A 19108-nucleotide genomic window follows, 5' to 3' on the forward strand; every position below is an offset into this window, starting at 1 on the left:
GGGGGCCCCGCTCGGGTCACTCCGCCCGGCACTCCACCCGGGGGCCCCGCTCGGGTCACTCCGCCCGGCACTCCACCCGGGGGCCCCGCTCGGGTCACTCCGCCCGGCACTCCACCCGGGGGCCCCGCTCGGGTCATCCCGCCCGGCACCCCACCCGGGCGCACCACCGGGTCACCCCACCCGCGGAAACCGAGCCTGGAGTGTCCAGATGGCCGGGTTCTCGGCCAGGTCCTCGTGCAGGTCGATGAGGTCGGCGATCAGGTCGTGCAGGAAGTCGCGGGCCTCGCGGCGCAGCTCGGTGTGCGAGAAGGTCAGCGGGGGCTCCTCCGCCGGCATCCAGTCCGACTCGATGTCCACCCAGCCGAAGCGGCGCTCGAAGAGCATGCGGTCCGTGGACTCGGTGAAGTCCAGTTCCGCGTGTTGCGGCCGGGAGGCGCGGGAGCCGGCCGGGTCCTGGTCCAGCTGCTCGACGATGTCGCACAGGGCCCAGGCGAAATCGAGCACCGGCACCCATCCCCAGGCTGTGGACAACTCCCGGTCCGCCTTGGTGTCGGCGAGGTAGACGTCGCCGCAGAACAGGTCGTGGCGCAGGGCGCGGACGTCCGCGCGGCGGTAGTCCGTCTGCGGGGGATCCGGGAAACGGTTGGAGAGGGCGTAGCCGATGTCGAGCACGTAGGGGATGGTGTCACGCCCGAACTCATAGGATCACCGGCGTGTCCCGTTTCGTGCCCGTTGCCCTGACCGTCACCTCCGCCCTGCTCGTTCTCACCGCGTGCGGCGGCGTCCAGGGCACCCCCGGCGGTTCCGGCGTGCGCGACCCGTACTTCCCCAAGGCCGGCAACGGCGGCTACGACATCACCCACTACGCCCTCGACCTCGCCTACGACCCCGACGACCGCCACCTCACCGGCACGGCGGAGATCACCGCACGCGCCACCCAGGACCTCTCCGCCTTCGACCTCGATCTGAAGGGCCTGGACGTCGAGCGGGTCGGCGTGGAGGGCGAACGCGCTCGCTGGAGCCGTAACGGCCAGGAGCTCGTCGTCCGTCCGCGCGACGAGCTCGACAAGGGCGAGACCTTCCGGCTCACCGTCCGCTACTCCGGCACCCCCGAGACCGTCACCGACCCCGACGACTCCGCGGAAGGCTGGCTCCCCACCGCCGACGGCGCGCTCGCCCTCGGGGAGCCGACCGGATCCATGGCGTGGTTCCCCGGCAATCACCACCCGTCCGACAAGGCGTCGTACGACATCGACGTGACCGTGCCGGAGGGCCTGGAGGCCGTCTCCAACGGGGAGTTGGTGAACCGGAGGACCAGCGGCGGTCGAACGACGTTCCGTTGGCACACCTCCGAACCCATGGCGAGCTACGTCGCCACGCTCGCCATCGGCGACTACAGGATCAGCCGCTCCACCACCGGCAGCGGCCTGCCCGTGTACGTCGCCGTCGACCCGGGGCAGGCCGACGACAGCCGCGAGGTGCTCGCCCGGCTCCCCGAGATCATGGAGTGGGCGGAGGAGAACTTCGGCCCGTACCCCTTCTCCTCCACCGGCGCGATCGTCGCCGACGCGGACGCCGCCGACTACGCCCTGGAGACCCAGAACCGGCCCGTCTTCCCCGGCGCCCCCGACACCGAACTGCTCGTCCACGAGCTCGCCCACCAGTGGTTCGGCAACTCCGTGACACCGAAGAGCTGGCGGGACATGTGGCTCAACGAGAGCTTCGCGACGTACGCGGAGTGGCTGTGGCGGGAGGACGACGGCGGCGACAGCGCGCAGGAGACCTTCGACGCCCGGTACGACCACGGCGAGGACGACTACGAGGACCTCTGGGACTTCCCGCCCGCCGAGCCGACGAGCGCCGCGCACATCTCCGACTCCCCCGTCTACCAGCGCGGCGCGATGGTCCTCCACAAGATCCGCCAGACCGTCGGCGACGACGCCTTCTACGACATCGTCCAGGGCTGGGCGGCCGACCACCGGCACGGCAACGCGGACACCGACGACTTCACGGCCTACGTCGAGAAGAAGGCGCCGGACGAGGACTTCACCCCCATCTGGGAGGACTGGCTGTACGGGGACGGAAAACCCGACCACCCCTGAGGGGGGCTCCCGCCACTGAGCCCGGCCGACCGTCCCGCCCCCCAGTCAGGCCGTCCGTTCCGCCACTGAGCCCGGCTGTCCGCCCGCCCCCAGTCAGGCCGACCGTCCCACCACCAGGTCAGTCCGCCCGGTCAGGCCGTCAGGCCGCCCGCTCCAGATCCCGTCGCATCGCCGCACGCGCCGCCCATACCGCCTCGGCGTGCTGGAGGCGCCGCTCCTGCAACTCCGGGGAGTCGAGCGGTGGATCACCCGCCGCGAACACGTCCTGGAGGTCCCGCAGGGTCGCGTAGACCTTCTCGAGTACGTCCGACATCTCCTGCGGCGCGCAGATCAGGGCGGTCTCACGGGCCTCGTCGCAGCCCGACGCCCGGAACGCCTCCCGTACCGCCGCGGCCGTCTCCCGGGCCCCGTCCGCCCGGTCGCGACCGGTGACGGCCGCCGCGTGCATGCCCTCGTAGGCCAGCCGGTACTTGGTCAGGACGGTCACGTAGATCTGTTTGCGTTCCTGCCGGGTCCGGTCGGACAGGTCGCGGCGCCAGCGGGACCGGTCCGCGAGCAGCGTCGAGCCGACGCCGACGAGGGCGCCCAGGGCGGTGCCGGCGAGGGTCGTCCAGTCCATGCCGGTTCAGGCCCTCTTGCCCTCGTCCCACGTGTCCAGCAGCCGGGCCAGATCCGGTGGCCACACCGGCTCGGGGGTTTCCGCCAGCTCCTTCCGGGTCCACCAGCGCCAGCTGAGGATGCCGTCGGCGGCGTGGGCCGCGGGGAGGCCGGGGCCGGTCGGGGCGCGGTGGGGACCCTGGGTGACGTAGATGTGCTCGTGCTGGCGGACGGGAACGGAGGCGTGCGTGAAGTCGTGCTCCCAGGTGCACAGCAGGGGGCCCGGTTCCAGGTCCGTCCAGCCGGTCTCCTCGCGCAGTTCGCGCAGGGCGCCCTCGCGGGGCGTCTCTTCGGCCTCCAGGCCGCCGCCGGGGAGGGCCCAGTGCACGCCGACCTCGACGTTGTCGTACCGGAAGAGGAGGACCGAGCCCTCCGGGTCGAGTACGGCCACGCGGGCGGCTCGGCGCGGGGTGCGGGGGGAACTGGACAGCTGCTTGCGCAGGACCGTGCAGGGGCGGTCGAGTTGGCGGTCTCTTCCGTAGCCGATGGTCTCGTAGCCGAGGGCCGTCCAGAAGGCGAGGGCGTCGGGGTTGTTGTCGAGGACGGCGAGGCGTACGGCGGTGCGGTTCGCCGCGCGGAAGCGCTCCTCGACGAGTGAGGCCAACCGGCGTCCGTACCCCTGGCGTCGCGCGCCCGCGTCCACCATCAGGAGTCCGATCCAGGGGTCCGGGTCGGACGGGTCCGGATGCCGGGCCAGCGTGATCACGATCCCGGCCAGCTGTCCGGAGCTGCGTGCGAGCAGCACCTCGGCCCCGGGAACCCGCAGTTCCTCGGCCAGCGCGGCCGCCACCTGCTCCGGGCGGATGTCGTCCGGGTCCGGGAAGTCACCGCTGAGCGCGTGGAAGTCGCGGTTGGAGGCGTAGAGCGCGGTGAGTTCGGTGAGGAGCGGGCCCGGGATGTCATGGCCGGATATGCGGGGGAGGGGGTCGAGGATCATTCGGGCAACCTATCCAACGGCCCGAGCGCCAAGCCCCCCGACGCGGGGAGCCCCCGGCCGCGGCGTACCGCGGCAAGGGGCTCCGGCTCAGCGTGGCGTCCGTCAGACGTTCACGCCGAAGTCCTGCGCGATGCCCACCAGGCCCGAGGCGTAACCCTGGCCGACCGCGCGGAACTTCCACTCGGCGCCGTTGCGGTAGAGCTCGCCGAAGACCATGGCGGTCTCGGTGGCCGCGTCCTCGGAGAGGTCGTAGCGGGCGATCTCGGCGCCGCCGGCCTGGTTGATGATGCGGATGTAGGCGTTGCGGACCTGGCCGAAGTTCTGCGAGCGGTTCTCCGCGTCGTAGATCGAGACCGGGAAGACGATCTTGTCGACGTCGGCCGGGAGGCCGGCCAGGTTGACGTTGATCGCCTCGTCGTCGCCCGCGCCCTCGCCGGTGCGGTTGTCACCGGTGTGGACGATGGTGCTGTCCGGGGTCTGCTTGTTGTTGAAGAACACGAAGTGGGCGTCCGAGTAGACCTTGCCCTGCGTGTTCACGGCGATCGCGGAGGCGTCGAGGTCGAAGTCCGTGCCGGTGGTGGTGCGGACGTCCCAGCCGAGGCCCACGGTGACGGCGGTCAGGCCCGGAGCCTCCTTGGTGAGCGAGACGTTGCCACCCTTGGACAGGCTTACAGCCATTGTTGGGAGTCCCTTCCCTCGTTGCGGTACGGCTAGAAGCTACAGCTACCCCTATGAACGCGGAGAGGGGTACCTCAAGTTCCAGGTGTCTTTACTTTCTTTGCCAAAGAGCACCCGTAGGGGATATTCGCGTGACGTGGACCGGACAGGACAGGGAACATGGACGACATGTCTGGTCCCTACGTCATCCGCGGCTCCGTCTCCCTCCCCGAGGCCGAGCTCATGTGGCGTTTCTCGCGCTCCAGCGGCCCGGGCGGCCAGCACGTCAACACCAGTGACTCGCAGGTCGAGCTGCGTTTCGACCTGGCGAAGACCGAGGCGCTGCCCGAGGTGTGGAAGCAGCGGGCGCTGCAGCGGCTGGCGTCCCGCCTGGTCGACGGCGTCATCACCGTCCGCGCCTCCGAGCACCGCTCCCAGTGGCGCAACCGCGAGACCGCCGCCGTACGCCTCGCCGCGCTCCTGGCCGAGGCAACGGCCCCACCCCCCAAGCCCCGCAAGCCGACCCGCATCCCCCGAGGCATCAACGAACGCCGCCTGAGGGAGAAGAAGCAGCGCGCCCAGACCAAGCGGGGCAGATCGGGCCGAGACTGGTAGACCCTACGCACCTGCACCCGCGTACGGCGGCAAGGGGACGGGCCGGGGGGTGTCCGCCCGCAGAGTCGGGCGTCAAGAAACAGCACCTCCAGCCCGACGCCCACCGCCCGACCGAGGACGGACACCCCCCGGCCCGGCCCCGACCCACAACGCAACCCAAGGCGCTACGCGAACCCCCACCGAACACCAACAGGCCGCCGCAGGCACCCCCGGCCCAACCGCCGGAGGCACCCGTCACACCCGCGCCTCCCGATCCGTCATCCCACTGACGACGGACCGCGACGAGAGGCTGCGAGACATGAGCGCCGGAGACACCAACGACCCCGACTTCCTCGCCCAGCGCTTCGAGGCGCACCGCGCCCGCCTGCGCGCCGTAGCCCACCGCATGCTCGGCTCGGCCACGGAGGCCGACGACGCGGTGCAGGAGGCGTGGTTCCGGGTGAGCCGCTCCGACACCACCCGTGTCGACAACCTCGGCGGCTGGCTGACGACCGTCGTCGGCCGCGTCTGCCTGGACATGCTGCGCTCCCGCAAGTCCCGCGCGGAACAACCCCTGGACACAACGGCACCCGCTCCCGCCATCGCGGCGACCCCCACCGCCTTCGCGTCCGCCTTCACGCCCACCCCCGCGACCGACCCCGAGCAGGACGCGCTCCTCGCCGACTCGGTGGGCGTGGCCCTGCTCGTCGTCCTGGACGCCCTGACACCTGCCGAGCGGCTGGCGTTCGTACTGCACGACCTGTTCGGGGTGTCGTACGAGGAGGTCGCGGCCGTCGTCGACCGCACGCCGGCCGCCGCCCGGCAGCTGGCCAGCCGCGCCCGGCGCAGGGTGCGGGGAGCGGACGTGCCCGAGACCGACCGCGCCAGGCAGCGCCAGGTCGTGGACGCCTTCCTCGCCGCCGCGCGGGACGGTGACTTCGAGGGGCTGCTCGACGTCCTGGACCCGGACGTCGTCGCCCGCACCGAGATCGGCGTGGCCACGGGCGCGGCGGCGGTGGCGCGGGGCGCGGCGACGTTCGGCCCCCTCGCCGGTGTCGGGCGGCCCGCGCTGGTCGACGGCGCCGTGGGCTTCGTGGTGCTCGCCGAGGACAAGGTGGAGCGGGCCTTCAAGTTTGCGTTCGTACGGGATCGGATCGCCGCGATCGACATCGTGACGGACGCCGAGCGCGTGTCCCGGCTCGACGTGGCGCTGATCTAGCCGAGCTCCAGCACGCCCACCGTCTCGCCCTCGGACGTCTCCCCGTTGGGCCGGAAGCCCAGCCCGAGGTAGAAGCCCTCCGGACCGTCGGGCCCGGGGTGCCAGGTGACGTAGAGGTGCTCGCCGCCCCTGCGGCGGATCTCCGCGGCCACGGACTCGACCGCGAACCGTCCGTAGCCGCGGCCCTGCTCCTCGGCGGCGATGTTCAGCCGCCACAGTCCGGAACGGAACACGGTGCCGTCGCCACGCCAGTCGATGTCGAGGAACGCCATCAGGAACCCGACAGGACGGTCGCCGTCGACGATCAGGCGTGGCCAGGCGACGCCCGCGGGGTGGACGTATGCCTCGGCGAGGGACTGCATGACGGGGGAGACCGCGTGTTCCTGGTCGGGCCGGACTCTTATGCCGGTGGCGGCCTCGAAGTTTCCGGGTGTGATCTTTTCGAGCCGGGGCGCTGAAGTGGGTGACGTCATCCCGGCACGCTATGGCGGATGATCAGCCGGGGGCCAGGGAATTGTTCCCGACCTTCCCCCTTCCCGCCCTTCCCGCCCTTCCCCCCTTCCCGTCCCCCGCCCTCGACCGTGGAGTTCACCCCAACTGCCGGTACCGCCCCCGGAAATACGTCAGCGGCCCCCCGTCCGAACTCGGCAGCGAGGCCGACAGGACGCGGCCGATCACGAGGGTGTGGTCGCCGGCCGTCACCCGTTGCTCGGTGCGGCACTCCAGGGTGGCCAGGGCACCGCCCACCAAGGGGGCGCCGCTCTCCTTGCCGCGGCTGTACGGGATGTCGGCGAACAGCAGCCGGTCGCTGACGCGGCCCTTCATGGCGAAGCGGCCGGCGATGTGGCGCTGGCTCTCGGCGAGGACCGAGACCGCCCACAGGGGCTGCTCGGCGAGCAGGTCGTCCATACGGGAGCCCTCACGCAGGCTGACCAGCACCAATGGCGGGTCCAAGGACACCGACATGAAAGCCGTCGCCGTCATGCCGACGTCCTCGCCGACCGGCGCGTGCGGGTCGTCCGGGTCCAGCGGCGGCTCAAGGGCGGTCACCAGGACCACACCCGCGGCCAGCCGCGACATGGCGGCACGGAACTCGTCGTTGCTCACTCCCTCAGCATGCCCGGAAGCGCTCCGGGCGGCGGGGAGGACGGCGGTCACGGGCGGCGCGGGGGGAGAAGTGTTCGGCACGCCGAAAACGCTAATGTCGGTCCCGCACACGCCACATCGGCCATGCGCCCGAGAACGGACCTAGGACTACGGGCGGAGAGCCGACGCGCCTGTTCAGAACCGTTTGGTGGCATCTCCACACGCACACAAAGTTTGCGTTCAGTAAACACACAGGAAAAACGCAGAAACGCCGCTCAATTGTTCACGTTTCCCTGTGACTTGAGTCACAAGGGGCATTAATTGTTGACCCTGTGTACCGAGTGGGGAGCGCGCTGTGATTCAGTGGCGGGGAAGCTGCAAGGGCACGATCGATTAAGAAGCGCCGAAGAGCACCCTTGATTCGCTGCGAGGTCTCGGGGGGAGGGCGAGCATGGAGACCGAGTCGGAGCCGTACGTCCGTCTTGCGACCTTGCGCCAAGTGCACCAGGTCATGGCGGACATGAACACCGCCCGCAGCCTGGCGGACACGCTGCAGACCGTCGCCGACGGCGTCGTCGCCGGCCTCGGCTACGAGCTGGCGTGTGTCAACCTCGTGCGCCCCGACGGCGATCTCGTCGTCGCCGCCTTCTCCGGCAACCCCGCCGCCGAGGCCCTCATCACCGGCCGCGTCGGCTCCCGCGAGTCCTGGGACCGCCGGCTCGCCATGGGGGAGCGCTGGGGCGACCTGGTCTTCATCCCGCACACCGAGGGCTGGATACTCGACGACGACGACGTACCGCAGTGGTACACCGACGGCCCCGCACCCCGCTTCGAGGACGAGTGGCACCCCTCGGACCGGCTCTTCGCGCCGATGTACACACCGGGCGTGCAGGGCAGCGCCTGCGGCGAGCTGATCGGGGTCCTGTCCGTGGACCGGCCGCGCAACGGCCGGCTGCCGGGCGCGTGGGGGCGCGAGGCGCTCCAGATGTACGCGTTCCAGGCCGCCATCGCCATCAGCAACGCACGTCTACGCGCGAATATGCAGCGGGCACTGGTCCGCCTCGAGCGCGAGCAGCAGGCCCTGCGGGCGAGCGAGGAAAGCTTCCGGCAGGCCTTCGAGTACGCCCCCTCCGGCATGGCCATCGCCGAGATGGGCGGCGACCAGCACGGCCGGATCCTGCGCACCAACGACGCCCTGTGCCGCCTCCTCGGCCGCCCCGCCTCCGCGATGCGCCGCTACTCCTTCTCCGACCTCGTCCACCCCGAGGACATCGGCACCCTGCTGCGTACGTCGGCGGAGGGCGGCCGCGCGGAACTGCGCCTCGGCCGCCGCGACGGCACCTACGTCTGGGTCTCGCTGCGCAACTCCGTCGTCGCCGACGCCGCCGACGGCCCCCGCTTCCTGCTCACCCACGTCGAGGACATCGAGGAGCGCAAGCGCCGCGAGCTCCAGCTCGCCCACCGCGCCTCCCACGACTCCCTCACCGGCCTGCCGAACTCCGCCGAGCTGCGCTCCCGCCTCTCCGCGCGCCTGTGCGAGCGGCCCACCCACGTGGGTGCCCTGGAATCCACGGACGCGGCCTACGGCCACCCCGCCGTCTACGACGCCAACGGCCACGGCTTCGACTTCCCCGGCGCGGCGGTGTACGACGCCTACGACCATCACGAGCACACCGTCGCCCCGGTCGAGGGCGGGCGCGACGACGGCGCCAAGGGGCTCGCGGTCCTCTTCTGCGACCTCGACGGCTTCAAGTCGATCAACGACCGGTTCGGGCACAACGCGGGTGACGCGGTTCTCATCGAGGTGGCCCGGCGGCTGACGCGCGGGGTCCGCGACGGCGACACCGTCGCCCGGCTCGGCGGCGACGAGTTCGTGATCCTCGCCGACGGCCTCGGCCGGGCCGACGCCCAGGACCTCGCCGTACGCCTGCGCAACGAGATCATCCAGCCCATCCGGGCGGAGGGGCGCGCGGTCCGCGTCGGTGCCAGCTTCGGCATCGGGTGGGCACACTGCGGGATGACTGCGGACGAAGTGTTGAAGTCCGCTGACGAGCGGATGTACGTAGAGAAACGATCTCGTCCCAAACAGCACAGACGCGCCGGGTAACTCCCAGGTCAGCGAGCTGATGCGATCTGAGTCACCCGTTTGGGCCGGCAGGAGCGGGTAGGCTCGCCATTCTTCAGACCTATCGCATCCGCCCGCACCTGGTGAGGAGACCCAAGGGATGACGTCCGGCAACAACGGCGCCACTACGCCCGAGGACGACGACCCGTTCGGCTACCTCTACGCCGACGGGCAGGCCAACGGCGCCCAGCCGCCGTCCGGCGGCGGTGGGTACGGCTACCCGGGCTCCGTCAACCGGGTGCGAGCGGTCGGGCAGCGCCAGTACGGCCAGCAGCAGCCGACGTCGGCCTACGGCCAGATACCTCAGCAGCAGGGCGCGTACGGCCAGCCGAACGCGCACTACGCGGCGCCGGAGACGCACCCCGGCGGGGCGCCGACGGCCCAGCAGCAGCCGGCGTACAGCGGCGGCAGCGGCTCCGGCCGCGGCGGTGGCCCCAACACCAAGGGCCTGCTGATCGGCGCGATCGCTGTGGTCGCGGCGGTCGTCATCGGCATCGGTGTGGCGATGCTGGGCGGCGACGGCGACCAGGACGACAAGGGCAACGAGGCCGGCTCGACGCCGACGCAGTCCCAGCAGAGCAGCGCGCCGAGCCCGTCGAACAGCAACAGCCAGGCGGCGGAGGACGACCTGCCGACGATCGACGCCAAGGCGCTGGCCCTCGCCGGCGGCGCCACCACGGCGTCCGACATCAAGGGCGCCCAGGCGGACGGCGGCGTCTACGTGGCCGGCTTCAACCAGGTCGGCTCCTCGGTCACCTGGAAGGTGGACGGGATCCCCAAGGGCGGTAAGTACACGGTTTACGTCGGCTTCAGCGTTCCCGGCAAGGACGGCAACGCCACCCTGACGGTCAACGGCACGCCGTCCACCGCGCCGGTCAACCTCAAGAACTACGCGCACGGCCCTGAGGGCGACTACGAGAAGGGCTGGACGAAGACGTACAACTGGATCCAGCTCAACAAGGGCACGAACACGATCAAGGTGTCCTGCGAGCAGGGCAACCAGTGCGACGCCCTCCTGGACCAGATGTGGCTGGTGAAGGGCTGGGTCGAGTCGTAGCCGTCAGGCCGCGCTGACCTCCCCACTCACCGCCACCCGCCCCAGCAGCTCCTCGTAGGCCCGCTCGTCGAACTCCCCGGCCGCCGGCGCCACCACGCTCGCCGCGCTCAGCGCCGCCGCCCGGGCCAGTCGGTCCTGCCACGGCAACCGCTCGACCAGCCCCGACAGCAACCCCGCCACCGCCGCGTCGCCCGCGCCCGTCGGATTGCCGCGCAGGCGGGCCGGGGGAGTGGCTCGCCAGCGGCCCTCGGGGGTCAGGGCCAGCAGACCCGCCTCGCCGAGGGAGGCGACGACCGCTCGGGCGCCCCGCCTGCGGGCGTCCTGCGTCGCGCGCAGTGGCTCGTGGGAACCGGTGAGTTCGGCCAGTTCGTCGGCGTTGGGCTTGATGATGTCCGGGCGGGCGGCGACGCCCCGGCGCAGCGCCTCGCCGCTGGTGTCCAGCAGCACCGGAACCTCCGCCGCGCGTGCGGCCCGTACCAGACCGGCGTAGGCCCCCACCGGCACGCCCGGCGGCAGGCTGCCGCACAGGGCCACCGCGGATGCCGACGGGACGAGATCCTCGTACGCCTCCTGGAAGGCGGACCACTCGGCGGGGGAGATCGTCGGGCCGGGTTCGTTGAGCTGGGTGGTGTCGCCGGTCCGCTCGTCGACGACGGCGATCGTGCGCCGGGTCGCGCCCGTCACCGGGACCAGCGCGTCCACCACGCCCGGCGTGTCCGTCAGCCGCTCCTGTACGACCCGGCCCGTCGCGCCGCCCGCGAAGCCGGTGACCTTCACCTCGTGCCCGAGTGCCGCGAGGACGCGGGCCACGTTCACGCCCTTGCCTCCGGGGCGTTCGGTCACCTCGGAGATCCGGTGGGACGCGTGGGGCCGTAGCGCCCGTACGCGATAGGTGATGTCGAGAGCGGTGTTCAGCGTGACCGTGAGGATCACCTGGGCCGACCTCCCCCGAAGGAATTCAGAACGCTTTCGCCGTACGGAGGCTTGATCATGCCAAACGGACGGCGGCCCTCCCAGTCTCCCAGGACAACCGCCGCCCTCAACAGCAGGACACATCACCCCAGTTGGGGTTCAACCACCCATTCGCCGCGGCGCATCACGCCCTTGAGGTCGAAGTCGGCGTCCAGCAGCACCAGGTCGGCGTCCTTGCCGGGCTCCAGGGAGCCGATGCGGTCGTAGCGGCCGAGCAGCTTGGCGGGGTTGGCGGACAGGGCCGCCACCGCGTCCTCGACGGGCAGCCGGTCGATCGTCACCGCCCGCTTGAAGGCGCGGTCGAGGGTGAGGGTGGACCCCGCGATCGAGCCGCCTTCGACGAGGCGTGCCACCCCGTCGGCCACTTCCACCTCCAGCGGGCCAAGCATGTAGCGGCCGTCGCCGAAGCCCGCCGCGTCCATCGCGTCCGTGATGAACGCGACCCGGTCGGCGCCCGCGTGACGGAAGGCCAGCTCCAGCGCCGCCGGGTGCAGGTGCGTACCGTCGTTGATCAGCTCGACGGTCACCCGCTCGTCCTCCAGCAGGGCCGCGATCGGGCCCGGCTCGCGATGGCCGAGCGGCGGCATCGCGTTGAACAGGTGCGTGGCGACCGTCGCGCCCGCCTCGATCGCCTCCACCGTCTGCTCGTACGTCGCGTCCGTGTGCCCGATCGCCGCGATGACGCCGTGTTCGGCCAGGAGGCGTACGGAGTCGAGGCCGCCCGGCAGTTCGGTGGCGAGGGTGACCATCGTGGCGTGCCCGCGCGCCGCGTCGATCAGCTTGCGGACCTCCGCCGGATCCGGGTCGCGCAGCAGTTCCTCGGAGTGCGCGCCCTTGCGGCACGGGGAGATGAACGGGCCCTCGAAGTGGATGCCGGCGATGTCGCCCTGCTCGGCCAGTTCGGAGAGGAGGCCGGCTCGCTGGGCCAGGAAGTCCATGTCGCCGGTCACCGTGGAGGCGACGAGGGTCGTGGTTCCGTGCAGGCGGTGGGTGTGGATGCCGGTGACCACGTCGTCTGGCGTGCCTGAAGTGAACGAAGCTCCGCCGCCGCCGTGGTTGTGGATGTCCACGAAGCCGGGGACCACGTAGTGGCCGGTGACGTCGATGACCTGGGCGTTTTCTGGGGCTGTGCCGGTGATTCGGGTGCCGTCGACGATCACTTGGGCGTCTTTGACGGTTCCTGTGGGCATGACCGCGGTGGCGCCGGACAGGATGAGGGGCGCATTGCCGGTTGCGGGGTGCGGGTGGTGGGGGGCTGGTCGCGCCCCGCGGCGGAGCCGCATATCGGCGCTGTCCCGCGCCCCTGGGTGGGCTGGCATCAGGGAGTTACCTCCGTACGGTCGGTTCGGTCGAGGAGATCCCAGGCCAGGAGGCCCGCACCTAGACATCCGGCGGTATCGCCCAGGGCCGCGGGGACGATGGACGGCAGTCGTTGGAAAGTCACCCGCCGCCGGACGGCGTCCCGCAGCGGTGTGAACAAGACTTCTCCCGCCTCGGCCAGGCCGCCACCGATGATCAATATCCGTGGGTCCAGCAGAGTGAGGGCGGTGACCAGGCCGTCGGCGAGGGCGTCCACGGCCTCCTGCCACACCCGTACGGCGTTCGGGTCACCGGATGCGACGGCCTTCGCGCAGTCCGCCGCGTCCGCCTCCGGGTCCCCGCAGGCGGTGGCCCATGCCTCGCTCACCGCCGCCGCGGAGGCGAACCGCTCCAGACAGCCGTGCTGCCCGCACGGACAGGCGGGTCCGCCGGGCCGTACGACGATGTGGCCGATCTCGCCCGCGAAGCCGTGCGCCCCCGCCTCCACCCGGCCGTCGATGCCGATGGCGCCGGCGATCCCGGTGCCGAGCGGCACGAAGAGGAAACGGTCGGTGCCCTTGCCCGCACCGATGCGCCCCTCCGCGAGCCCGCCGGTGCGCACGTCGTGGCCGAGGGCTACGGGGAGGCCGCCGAGCCGTTCGGTGAGCAGCTGTCGCAGGGGGACGTCCCGCCAGCCCAGGTTGGCCGCGTAGGTGGCGATGCCCTGTTCCTCGTCGACGATCCCGGGGACGGCGACGCCGACGGCGGCCGCGGGCTCGCCGAAGTGCTGTTCGCCGTACGCGCGCAGCTCGGCGGCGAAGTCGAGGATGCCCTCGACGACAGCCTCCGGCCCGCGCTCGCGCCCGGTCGGGCGGCGGGCCTGGTGGAGGAGCTCGCCGCTCACGCGTGCCAGGGCGGCCTTCATCCCGGTGCCGCCCACATCGAGGGCGATGACATGTCTCACGGGGACAGTGTGTCTTGCGCACCCACGAGAGGTCTAGTCCACTTACGTGGTGTAGACCTTAGGGGGGCAATATGTATGACATTTCGAAAGTTTCGAACATGGGTGTGGGGCGGTTCTGCGTGCAGCGGCGTAGGCGTACGGAGCGTACGGAGCGTACGGGGCGTACCGGGCGTACGAGGACGATTGCGGCGGTGTCCGCGCTGGGCCTGACCGCGGTTCTGGGCGGCTGTGGGCTGACCGGTGGTTCGGACGAGGTGACGCTGAAGCTGGTCGCCGCGGACTACGGGGACAGTGGCGCGAACAGTTCCCAGAAGTACTGGGACAGACTCGTCAAGGAGTACGAGAAGGAGCACCCCGGCGTGCGGATCGACGTCACGGTGTACTCCTGGAACGACGTCGACGCCAAGGTCAAGGAGATGGTCGACGCCGGGAAGGCGCCGGACATGGCGCAGATCGGCGCGTACGCGGACTACGCCGCGAAGGACCTCCTCTACCCGGCCGACGACCTGCTCTCCATCACCGTCCAGGCCGACCTCGTCTCGCAGCTCGCGGACGCCGGGCAGGTCGACGGGGTGCAGTACGGCATACCCTTCGCCTCCTCCACGCGGCTGCTCTTCTACAACAAGACCCTCTTCCAGAAGGCCGGCCTCACCGCGCCGACCACCTGGAAGGAGCTGGCCGCCGACGCCGCGGCGCTCAAGGCGGAGGGCGTGAAGTACCCGTACGCGCTGCCGCTCGGGCCCGAGGAGGCACAGGCCGAGACGATGCAGTGGCTGCTCAGCGGCGGGGGCGGTTACACCGACGCCGACTACGGCACGTACAGCATCGACTCCACGGAGAACGTCGCCACCTTCGACTGGCTCAAGAACAACCTGGTCGGCAAGGGGCTCACGGGGCCGGTCGCGCCCGGCGAGCTCAACCGGGCCGACGCGTTCTCGGCCTTCGCGGCCGGGGACGTCGGCATGCTCAACGGCCACCCCTCGCTGATGCAGATGGCCGCGAAGAAGGGCGTGAAGTTCGGCATGGTGCCCATGCCCGGGGTGGACGGTCCCACCAAGATCTCCATGGGCGTGGCCGACTGGATGATGGCCTTCAAGCAGAACGGTCATGCCGAGCAGGTGGGCGAGTTCCTCGACTTCGTCTACGACGAGCGGAACGTCCTGGACTTCTCCCGCGAGTACGATCTGCTGCCCGTCACGAGCTCCGCGTCCACGGTGATGACCGGGGCCAAGCGGGATGCCGACCTCAAGCCCTTCCTCGAGGAACTCCCGCTGTCCGAGCTGTATCCGGTCGGACGGACCTCCTGGGCCGCGGTCAGCGCGGACATCAAGAAGCGGATCGGCAGGACGGTCGCGTCCGGGGGGAGTCCGTCCGTGGTTCTGGGGGAGTTGCAGTCGACGGCCGCGCGGGCGGAGAGTGCCGAGTAGCTCCGCCGGTGGTGTCGGTGGCGGGGTGGTGGCGTTGTCGGTGGCCGGGGCTACTGTGCGGGACATGAGCCAGGAACCGCCACCGCCCGAGTCCGCCGGCCTCGCGGAGCGTGAGCAGGCCATCCTCGCCCTGGAACGCCGGGGTTTTCCGGGGCCCGGTGCGAAGGAGCGGGCGATACGTGAGGAGCTCGGGCTGGCGCCCGTGCGCTACTACCAGCTGCTGAACGCCCTGCTGGATGACGCCCGGGCTCTGGCCCACGATCCGGTGACGGTGAATCGGTTGCGGCGGGTGCGGGAGGCTCGGCGGGCGGAACGGTGACGGGTGCGCGCCGGGCGGTTTCTCGCCCCCGCCGCCCCTACCCGTCCCATCCCCAGGGGCTCTGCCCCTTCGACCCCGCTCCCAGGGGGCTCCGCCCCCTGGACCCCCGCTCCTCAAACGCCGGAGGTGCTGGATTTCAGCCCGTCCGGCGGGGGTCTGGGGGCGCAGCCCCCAGGGGAGGGGAATGGGTAGGGGCGGCGGGGGCGAGAACCGTCCCGGGGCGGGCCCCCGCTGGATAGGGTCGCCCCATGGGCAGTCACAAGGATCTGACCGACTCCGGCTCGACCAACTCCACGGCCCCCCTGCCGACCCCCACCACCCAGCCCGGGCGCGACGGCCTCGCCGCCATCCTCGCCCGCCCGGAACGCGCACTGATCGCCCTCGACTTCGACGGCACCCTCGCACCGATCGTCCCGGACCCCGAGCAGGCCCGCCCCCACCCCGACGCCCTGCCGACCCTCGCCGCGCTCGCCCCGAAGGTCGCCGCCGTGGCAGTGATCACGGGCCGCCCGGCCGACATCGCCGTACGGTACGGCGGATTCACCGGAACCCCAGGACTGGAACACCTCGTCGTGCTCGGCCACTACGGCGCCGAGCGCTGGGACGCCGTCAGCGGTGAGGTCACCGCCCCCGACCCCCACCCCGGCGTAGCAGCCGTACGCGTCGAACTGCCAGGCGTCCTCGAAAGCACCCAGGGCACCTGGATCGAGGACAAGGGACATGCCATCGCCGTGCACACACGCCGCGCGGCCGACCCCCAGGGCACCTTCGACGCCCTCCGCGAGCCCCTCACCGACCTCGCCACCCGCAACGGCCTCATCGTCGAACCGGGCCGCATGGTCCTCGAACTGCGCCCACCCGGCATGGACAAGGGCGTGGCGCTCAGCGAGTACGTCCGCGAACTCGGCGCCGAGTCCGTCCTCTACGCCGGCGACGACCTGGGCGACCTCCCGGCCTACGCAGCCGTCGACGCCCTCCGCTCCGACGGCACCCCGGGCCTGCTGGTCTGCAGCGGCAGCGAGGAGGTCACGGAGTTGTCGAAGCAGGCGGACGTGGTGGTCGACGGCCCGGCCGGGGTCGTCCGGCTGCTGCAGGCGATCGCAGGTCAGACGGGCTGACCAGCCTCCTCGTCGGCCAGCGCGTGCAGCTGGTCCAGGAACCACTGGGCCGGCGGCAGCGCGGTGCCCGCGGCGGCCAGGCGCTTCGAGCGTTCCGCCCGCTCCTCCGGCCCCATGGACAGCGCCTCGTGCAGCGCCCGCGCGGTGTCCATCACGTCGTACGGATTCACGGCGATCGCGTCCTCACTCAGCTCCGCGAAGGCCCCCGCCTCCCGCGACAGCACCAGCGCGCACCCCTCGTCGGAGACGACCGGTACCTCCTTCGCGACGAGGTTCATGCCGTCCCGGATGGGGTTGACCAGCGCCACGTCCGCCAGCCGGTACGCGGCGAGGGAGCGCGCGAAGTCGTCCTTGACGTGGAGCACCACCGGGGTCCAACCCGGCGTCCTGTAGCGGGAGTTGATCTCCTCCGCCAGCCGCTGGACCGCCGCCGTGTACTCCCGGTAGACCGCCAGGTCCTGCCGCGACGGATACGCGAACGCCACGTGCACCACCCGCTCCCGCCACTCGGGGTGGTCGTCGAGCAGCTGCCGGTAGGCCAGCAGGCCGCGCACGATGTTCTTGGACAGCTCGGTCCGGTCGACCCGCACGATCGTCCTGCGGCGGCTCCCGTCCGCGGCCGAGCCGATCTCGTCCCGCAGCGCCGCCATCCGCTCGGCCACATCGGACTGATGCGCACGCGTTCGCAGGAAGTCCGCGTCCGCCCCGAGCCCGTGCACCCCGACCCGGGTGCCCCCGAGCCCTCCGGCGAACTCCGCGCAGCACGCCTCGAACGCGTCCGCCCACCGACGTGTGAGGAACCCCAGCCGGTCCGCGCCGAGCATGCCGCGCAGCACCTGGCCGGCGACATCGTCGGGCAGCATCCGGAAGTACTCCGGCGGCGCCCACGGCGTGTGCGAGAAGTGGCCGATCCGGAGGTCGGGGCGCAGCTCGCGCAGCATCCCCGGCACCAGGCACAGGTGATAGTCCTGCACCAGCACCGCCGCCCCGGGCGCCGCCTGCCCGGCCAGCGCCTCGGCGAAGGCCCGGTTGTACGCCTCGTACGACGCCCACTGGCGCCGGAACTCCGCGTCGAAGACCGGCTCCAGCGGCGTCTGGTAGAGCATGTGGTGGACGAACCAGAGGACCGAGTTCGCGATGCCGTTGTAGGCGTCGTCGTGTACGTCGGCGGGGATGTCCAGCATCAGGACGCCGTCCTCGCCGACCCCGCGCCGCACCGCCTCGCGGTCCCCGTCGGACAGCGCCGAGCACACCCACAGGGCGCCGGCGTCCGGCCCGATCGCCGACAGCCCGGAGACGACTCCGCCGCCGCCCCGCTTGGAGTGCAGCGAACCGTCTTCGCGTACCTCGTAGGAGACCGGGCCGCGGTTCGACGCGACGAGCACCTTGGCAGCACCCTGCGCATCCCGTGCGTCCTGCGTGGAAGCCATACGCCTCAACCTAGCCCGGCCCGGAACCGCTCAAACGTGCGGTTCACCTCACTGGCAGGGGCCGTATACGACGTTCAAGCCACCTTGCGGGAGGCGTACTCCGCGATCTCCGCCATCGGTGGCCGCTCCTCCGTGTCCACGGAGAACGTCCGTGGCTCGAAACCGTCCTCGCCCCGCTCGAACTGGGTGAGGGAGGGGCGGATGAGGTGTCCGCGGGCCAGCCGCAGCTGGGCCGTGCGGTAGATCGCGGCGGACATCCGGCCGAGGGCCTGCCCGTCCTGGTGGCGGTGTTTGCGGACGCCCACGTCCACCTGGGCCAGGGCGTCGAGGCCCACCAGGTGCAGGGCGTCGACCAGCATGCCGAGCTCGACGCCGTATCCGACGGGGAAGGGGAGCTGTTCCAGCAGCGAGCGGCGGGCCGCGTACTCGCCGCCGAGCGGCTGCACGAAGCCGGCCAGCTGCGGCCAGTGCATGTTCAGCAGCGGGCGGGCCATCAGCTCGGTCACCCGGCCGCCCTGCCCGGCCGCCGCGCCCAGGGGGCGGTCGTACATGGCCTTGACGAGGTCGACCTCGGGGTCGGTGAGCAACGGGCCGACGATGCCGGAGACGAAGTCGGAGGAGAACTCCTTCAGGTCCGCGTCGATGAAGCAGACGATGTCGCCGCTCGTGACGAGCAGCGAGCGCCACAGCACCTCGCCCTTGCCGGGCACGGTCGGGATGCGGGGCAGGATGTCGTCGCGGTGGACGACCCGGGCGCCCGCGGCGGCGGCCACCTCGGAGGTGCGGTCGGTGGATCCCGAGTCGACGACGACGATCTCGTCGACCAGCGGAACCTGCTGCATGAGGTCGTGACGGATGATCGCGACGATGTCGCCGACGGTCTCCTCCTCGTTGAGCGCCGGCAGCACGACGGAGACCGACTGGCCCGTGCGCTGCTTGGCGGCCAGGATGCGGTGGAGCGGGCGATCGGTCACGGACCAGGAGCGGGTGCTCAGCCAGCGCTCGACTTCTTCCAGCACGGTTGGCGGCTCCTCACTGTTGTCTCGCGGTTCGGACGGGCTCTCTCAACTGTCCTGGCCGTCGGTTACAGTCTTGAACAACGCGGATGACCATCGCATGTCCGGGGTCACGCCGCACACAACCGC

Annotated in this window: 19 protein-coding genes; 8 read left to right on the forward strand and 11 right to left on the reverse strand. The window is 71.4% G+C overall.

The features are described 5' to 3' along the window. Positions 1–171: 171 nt before the first annotated feature. A complete protein-coding gene (locus ACIREI_RS36490) occupies positions 172–672 on the reverse strand; it encodes a hypothetical protein (RefSeq protein WP_403342414.1) in 501 nt (166 codons plus the stop codon). Between the two features lie 41 nt (positions 673–713). On the opposite strand from ACIREI_RS36490, the gene ACIREI_RS36495 reads away from it, so the two are divergent. Beyond that, complete coding sequence (locus ACIREI_RS36495; RefSeq protein WP_403342416.1) at positions 714–2102, forward strand: M1 family metallopeptidase; 1389 nt, start codon at positions 714–716, stop codon at positions 2100–2102. A 139-nt stretch (positions 2103–2241) separates the two neighbouring features. Here the strand turns inward: ACIREI_RS36495 and ACIREI_RS36500 are convergent, their stop codons facing one another. From ACIREI_RS36500 to ACIREI_RS36510, 3 genes are all read right to left on the reverse strand, one after another. Beyond that, complete coding sequence (locus ACIREI_RS36500; protein ID WP_403342419.1) at positions 2242–2721, reverse strand: hypothetical protein; 480 nt, start codon at positions 2719–2721, stop codon at positions 2242–2244. A gap of 6 nt (positions 2722–2727) precedes the next feature. After that, positions 2728–3696 carry a GNAT family N-acetyltransferase gene (locus ACIREI_RS36505; protein ID WP_403342422.1) on the reverse strand — a complete coding sequence of 323 codons (969 nt, stop codon included), beginning with the start codon at positions 3694–3696 and terminating at the stop codon, positions 2728–2730. A gap of 102 nt (positions 3697–3798) precedes the next feature. Further along, positions 3799–4374: a TerD family protein gene (locus ACIREI_RS36510; RefSeq protein ID WP_403342424.1), complete on the reverse strand. Its 576-nt coding sequence runs from the start codon at positions 4372–4374 to the stop codon at positions 3799–3801. A 159-nt stretch (positions 4375–4533) separates the two neighbouring features. On the opposite strand from ACIREI_RS36510, the gene arfB reads away from it, so the two are divergent. Beyond that, positions 4534–4968, forward strand: a complete 435-nt coding sequence (gene arfB, locus ACIREI_RS36515; protein ID WP_403342426.1) for an alternative ribosome rescue aminoacyl-tRNA hydrolase ArfB — start codon at positions 4534–4536, stop codon at positions 4966–4968. Positions 4969–5266: 298 nt separating this feature from the next. Further along, on the forward strand, positions 5267–6166 hold the full coding sequence (locus ACIREI_RS36520; protein ID WP_403342429.1) for a sigma-70 family RNA polymerase sigma factor: 900 nt from the start codon (positions 5267–5269) through the stop codon (positions 6164–6166). On the opposite strand, the gene ACIREI_RS36525 is transcribed toward ACIREI_RS36520, so the two are convergent. Then, entirely contained in the window at positions 6163–6639 is a 477-nt protein-coding gene (locus tag ACIREI_RS36525; RefSeq protein WP_403342431.1) for a GNAT family N-acetyltransferase, read from the reverse strand. The genes ACIREI_RS36520 and ACIREI_RS36525 overlap by 4 nt on opposite strands. A gap of 115 nt (positions 6640–6754) precedes the next feature. Then, positions 6755–7354: a flavin reductase family protein gene (locus ACIREI_RS36530; RefSeq protein WP_403342434.1), complete on the reverse strand. Its 600-nt coding sequence runs from the start codon at positions 7352–7354 to the stop codon at positions 6755–6757. A 349-nt stretch (positions 7355–7703) separates the two neighbouring features. Here ACIREI_RS36530 and cdgB point away from each other — a divergent pair, with 349 nt between their 5' ends. Beyond that, a complete protein-coding gene (gene cdgB, locus ACIREI_RS36535) occupies positions 7704–9359 on the forward strand; it encodes a diguanylate cyclase CdgB (protein WP_403342436.1) in 1656 nt (551 codons plus the stop codon). 118 nt (positions 9360–9477) lie between these two features. Beyond that, positions 9478–10434 carry a CBM35 domain-containing protein gene (locus ACIREI_RS36540; RefSeq protein ID WP_403342439.1) on the forward strand — a complete coding sequence of 319 codons (957 nt, stop codon included), beginning with the start codon at positions 9478–9480 and terminating at the stop codon, positions 10432–10434. Positions 10435–10437: 3 nt separating this feature from the next. Here the strand turns inward: ACIREI_RS36540 and ACIREI_RS36545 are convergent, their stop codons facing one another. From ACIREI_RS36545 to ACIREI_RS36555, 3 genes are all read right to left on the reverse strand, one after another. Beyond that, positions 10438–11367 carry a 1-phosphofructokinase family hexose kinase gene (locus ACIREI_RS36545; protein ID WP_403342441.1) on the reverse strand — a complete coding sequence of 310 codons (930 nt, stop codon included), beginning with the start codon at positions 11365–11367 and terminating at the stop codon, positions 10438–10440. Positions 11368–11489: 122 nt separating this feature from the next. Further along, positions 11490–12596 carry an N-acetylglucosamine-6-phosphate deacetylase gene (nagA, locus tag ACIREI_RS36550; RefSeq protein ID WP_403342444.1) on the reverse strand — a complete coding sequence of 369 codons (1107 nt, stop codon included), beginning with the start codon at positions 12594–12596 and terminating at the stop codon, positions 11490–11492. 128 nt (positions 12597–12724) lie between these two features. Beyond that, positions 12725–13669 carry an ROK family protein gene (locus ACIREI_RS36555; protein WP_403342447.1) on the reverse strand — a complete coding sequence of 315 codons (945 nt, stop codon included), beginning with the start codon at positions 13667–13669 and terminating at the stop codon, positions 12725–12727. A gap of 191 nt (positions 13670–13860) precedes the next feature. Here ACIREI_RS36555 and ACIREI_RS36560 point away from each other — a divergent pair, with 191 nt between their 5' ends. The 3 genes from ACIREI_RS36560 (at position 13861) to otsB (ending at position 16533) form a co-directional block, all read left to right on the forward strand. Continuing rightward, positions 13861–15096 (forward strand): extracellular solute-binding protein, encoded by a 1236-nt coding sequence (locus ACIREI_RS36560; protein WP_403342449.1) that lies wholly within the window; start codon positions 13861–13863, stop codon positions 15094–15096. 64 nt (positions 15097–15160) lie between these two features. Beyond that, the gene (locus tag ACIREI_RS36565) at positions 15161–15415 is read left to right on the forward strand and encodes a DUF3263 domain-containing protein (protein ID WP_403342452.1); all 255 of its coding nucleotides are present in this window, start codon (positions 15161–15163) and stop codon (positions 15413–15415) included. 248 nt (positions 15416–15663) lie between these two features. Further along, positions 15664–16533, forward strand: coding sequence for a trehalose-phosphatase (gene otsB, locus ACIREI_RS36570; protein ID WP_403342455.1), 870 nt, complete (start codon positions 15664–15666; stop codon positions 16531–16533). Here otsB and ACIREI_RS36575 read toward each other — a convergent pair. Then, positions 16521–17963 (reverse strand): trehalose-6-phosphate synthase, encoded by a 1443-nt coding sequence (locus ACIREI_RS36575; RefSeq protein WP_403342458.1) that lies wholly within the window; start codon positions 17961–17963, stop codon positions 16521–16523. The genes otsB and ACIREI_RS36575 overlap by 13 nt on opposite strands. Positions 17964–18037: 74 nt before the next feature. Beyond that, the gene (locus ACIREI_RS36580) at positions 18038–18982 is read right to left on the reverse strand and encodes a glucosyl-3-phosphoglycerate synthase (RefSeq protein WP_403342461.1); all 945 of its coding nucleotides are present in this window, start codon (positions 18980–18982) and stop codon (positions 18038–18040) included. Positions 18983–19108 lie beyond the last annotated feature (126 nt).

Source organism: Streptomyces sp. NPDC093591, from assembly GCF_044764885.1.
Lineage (GTDB): Bacteria > Actinomycetota > Actinomycetes > Streptomycetales > Streptomycetaceae > Streptomyces.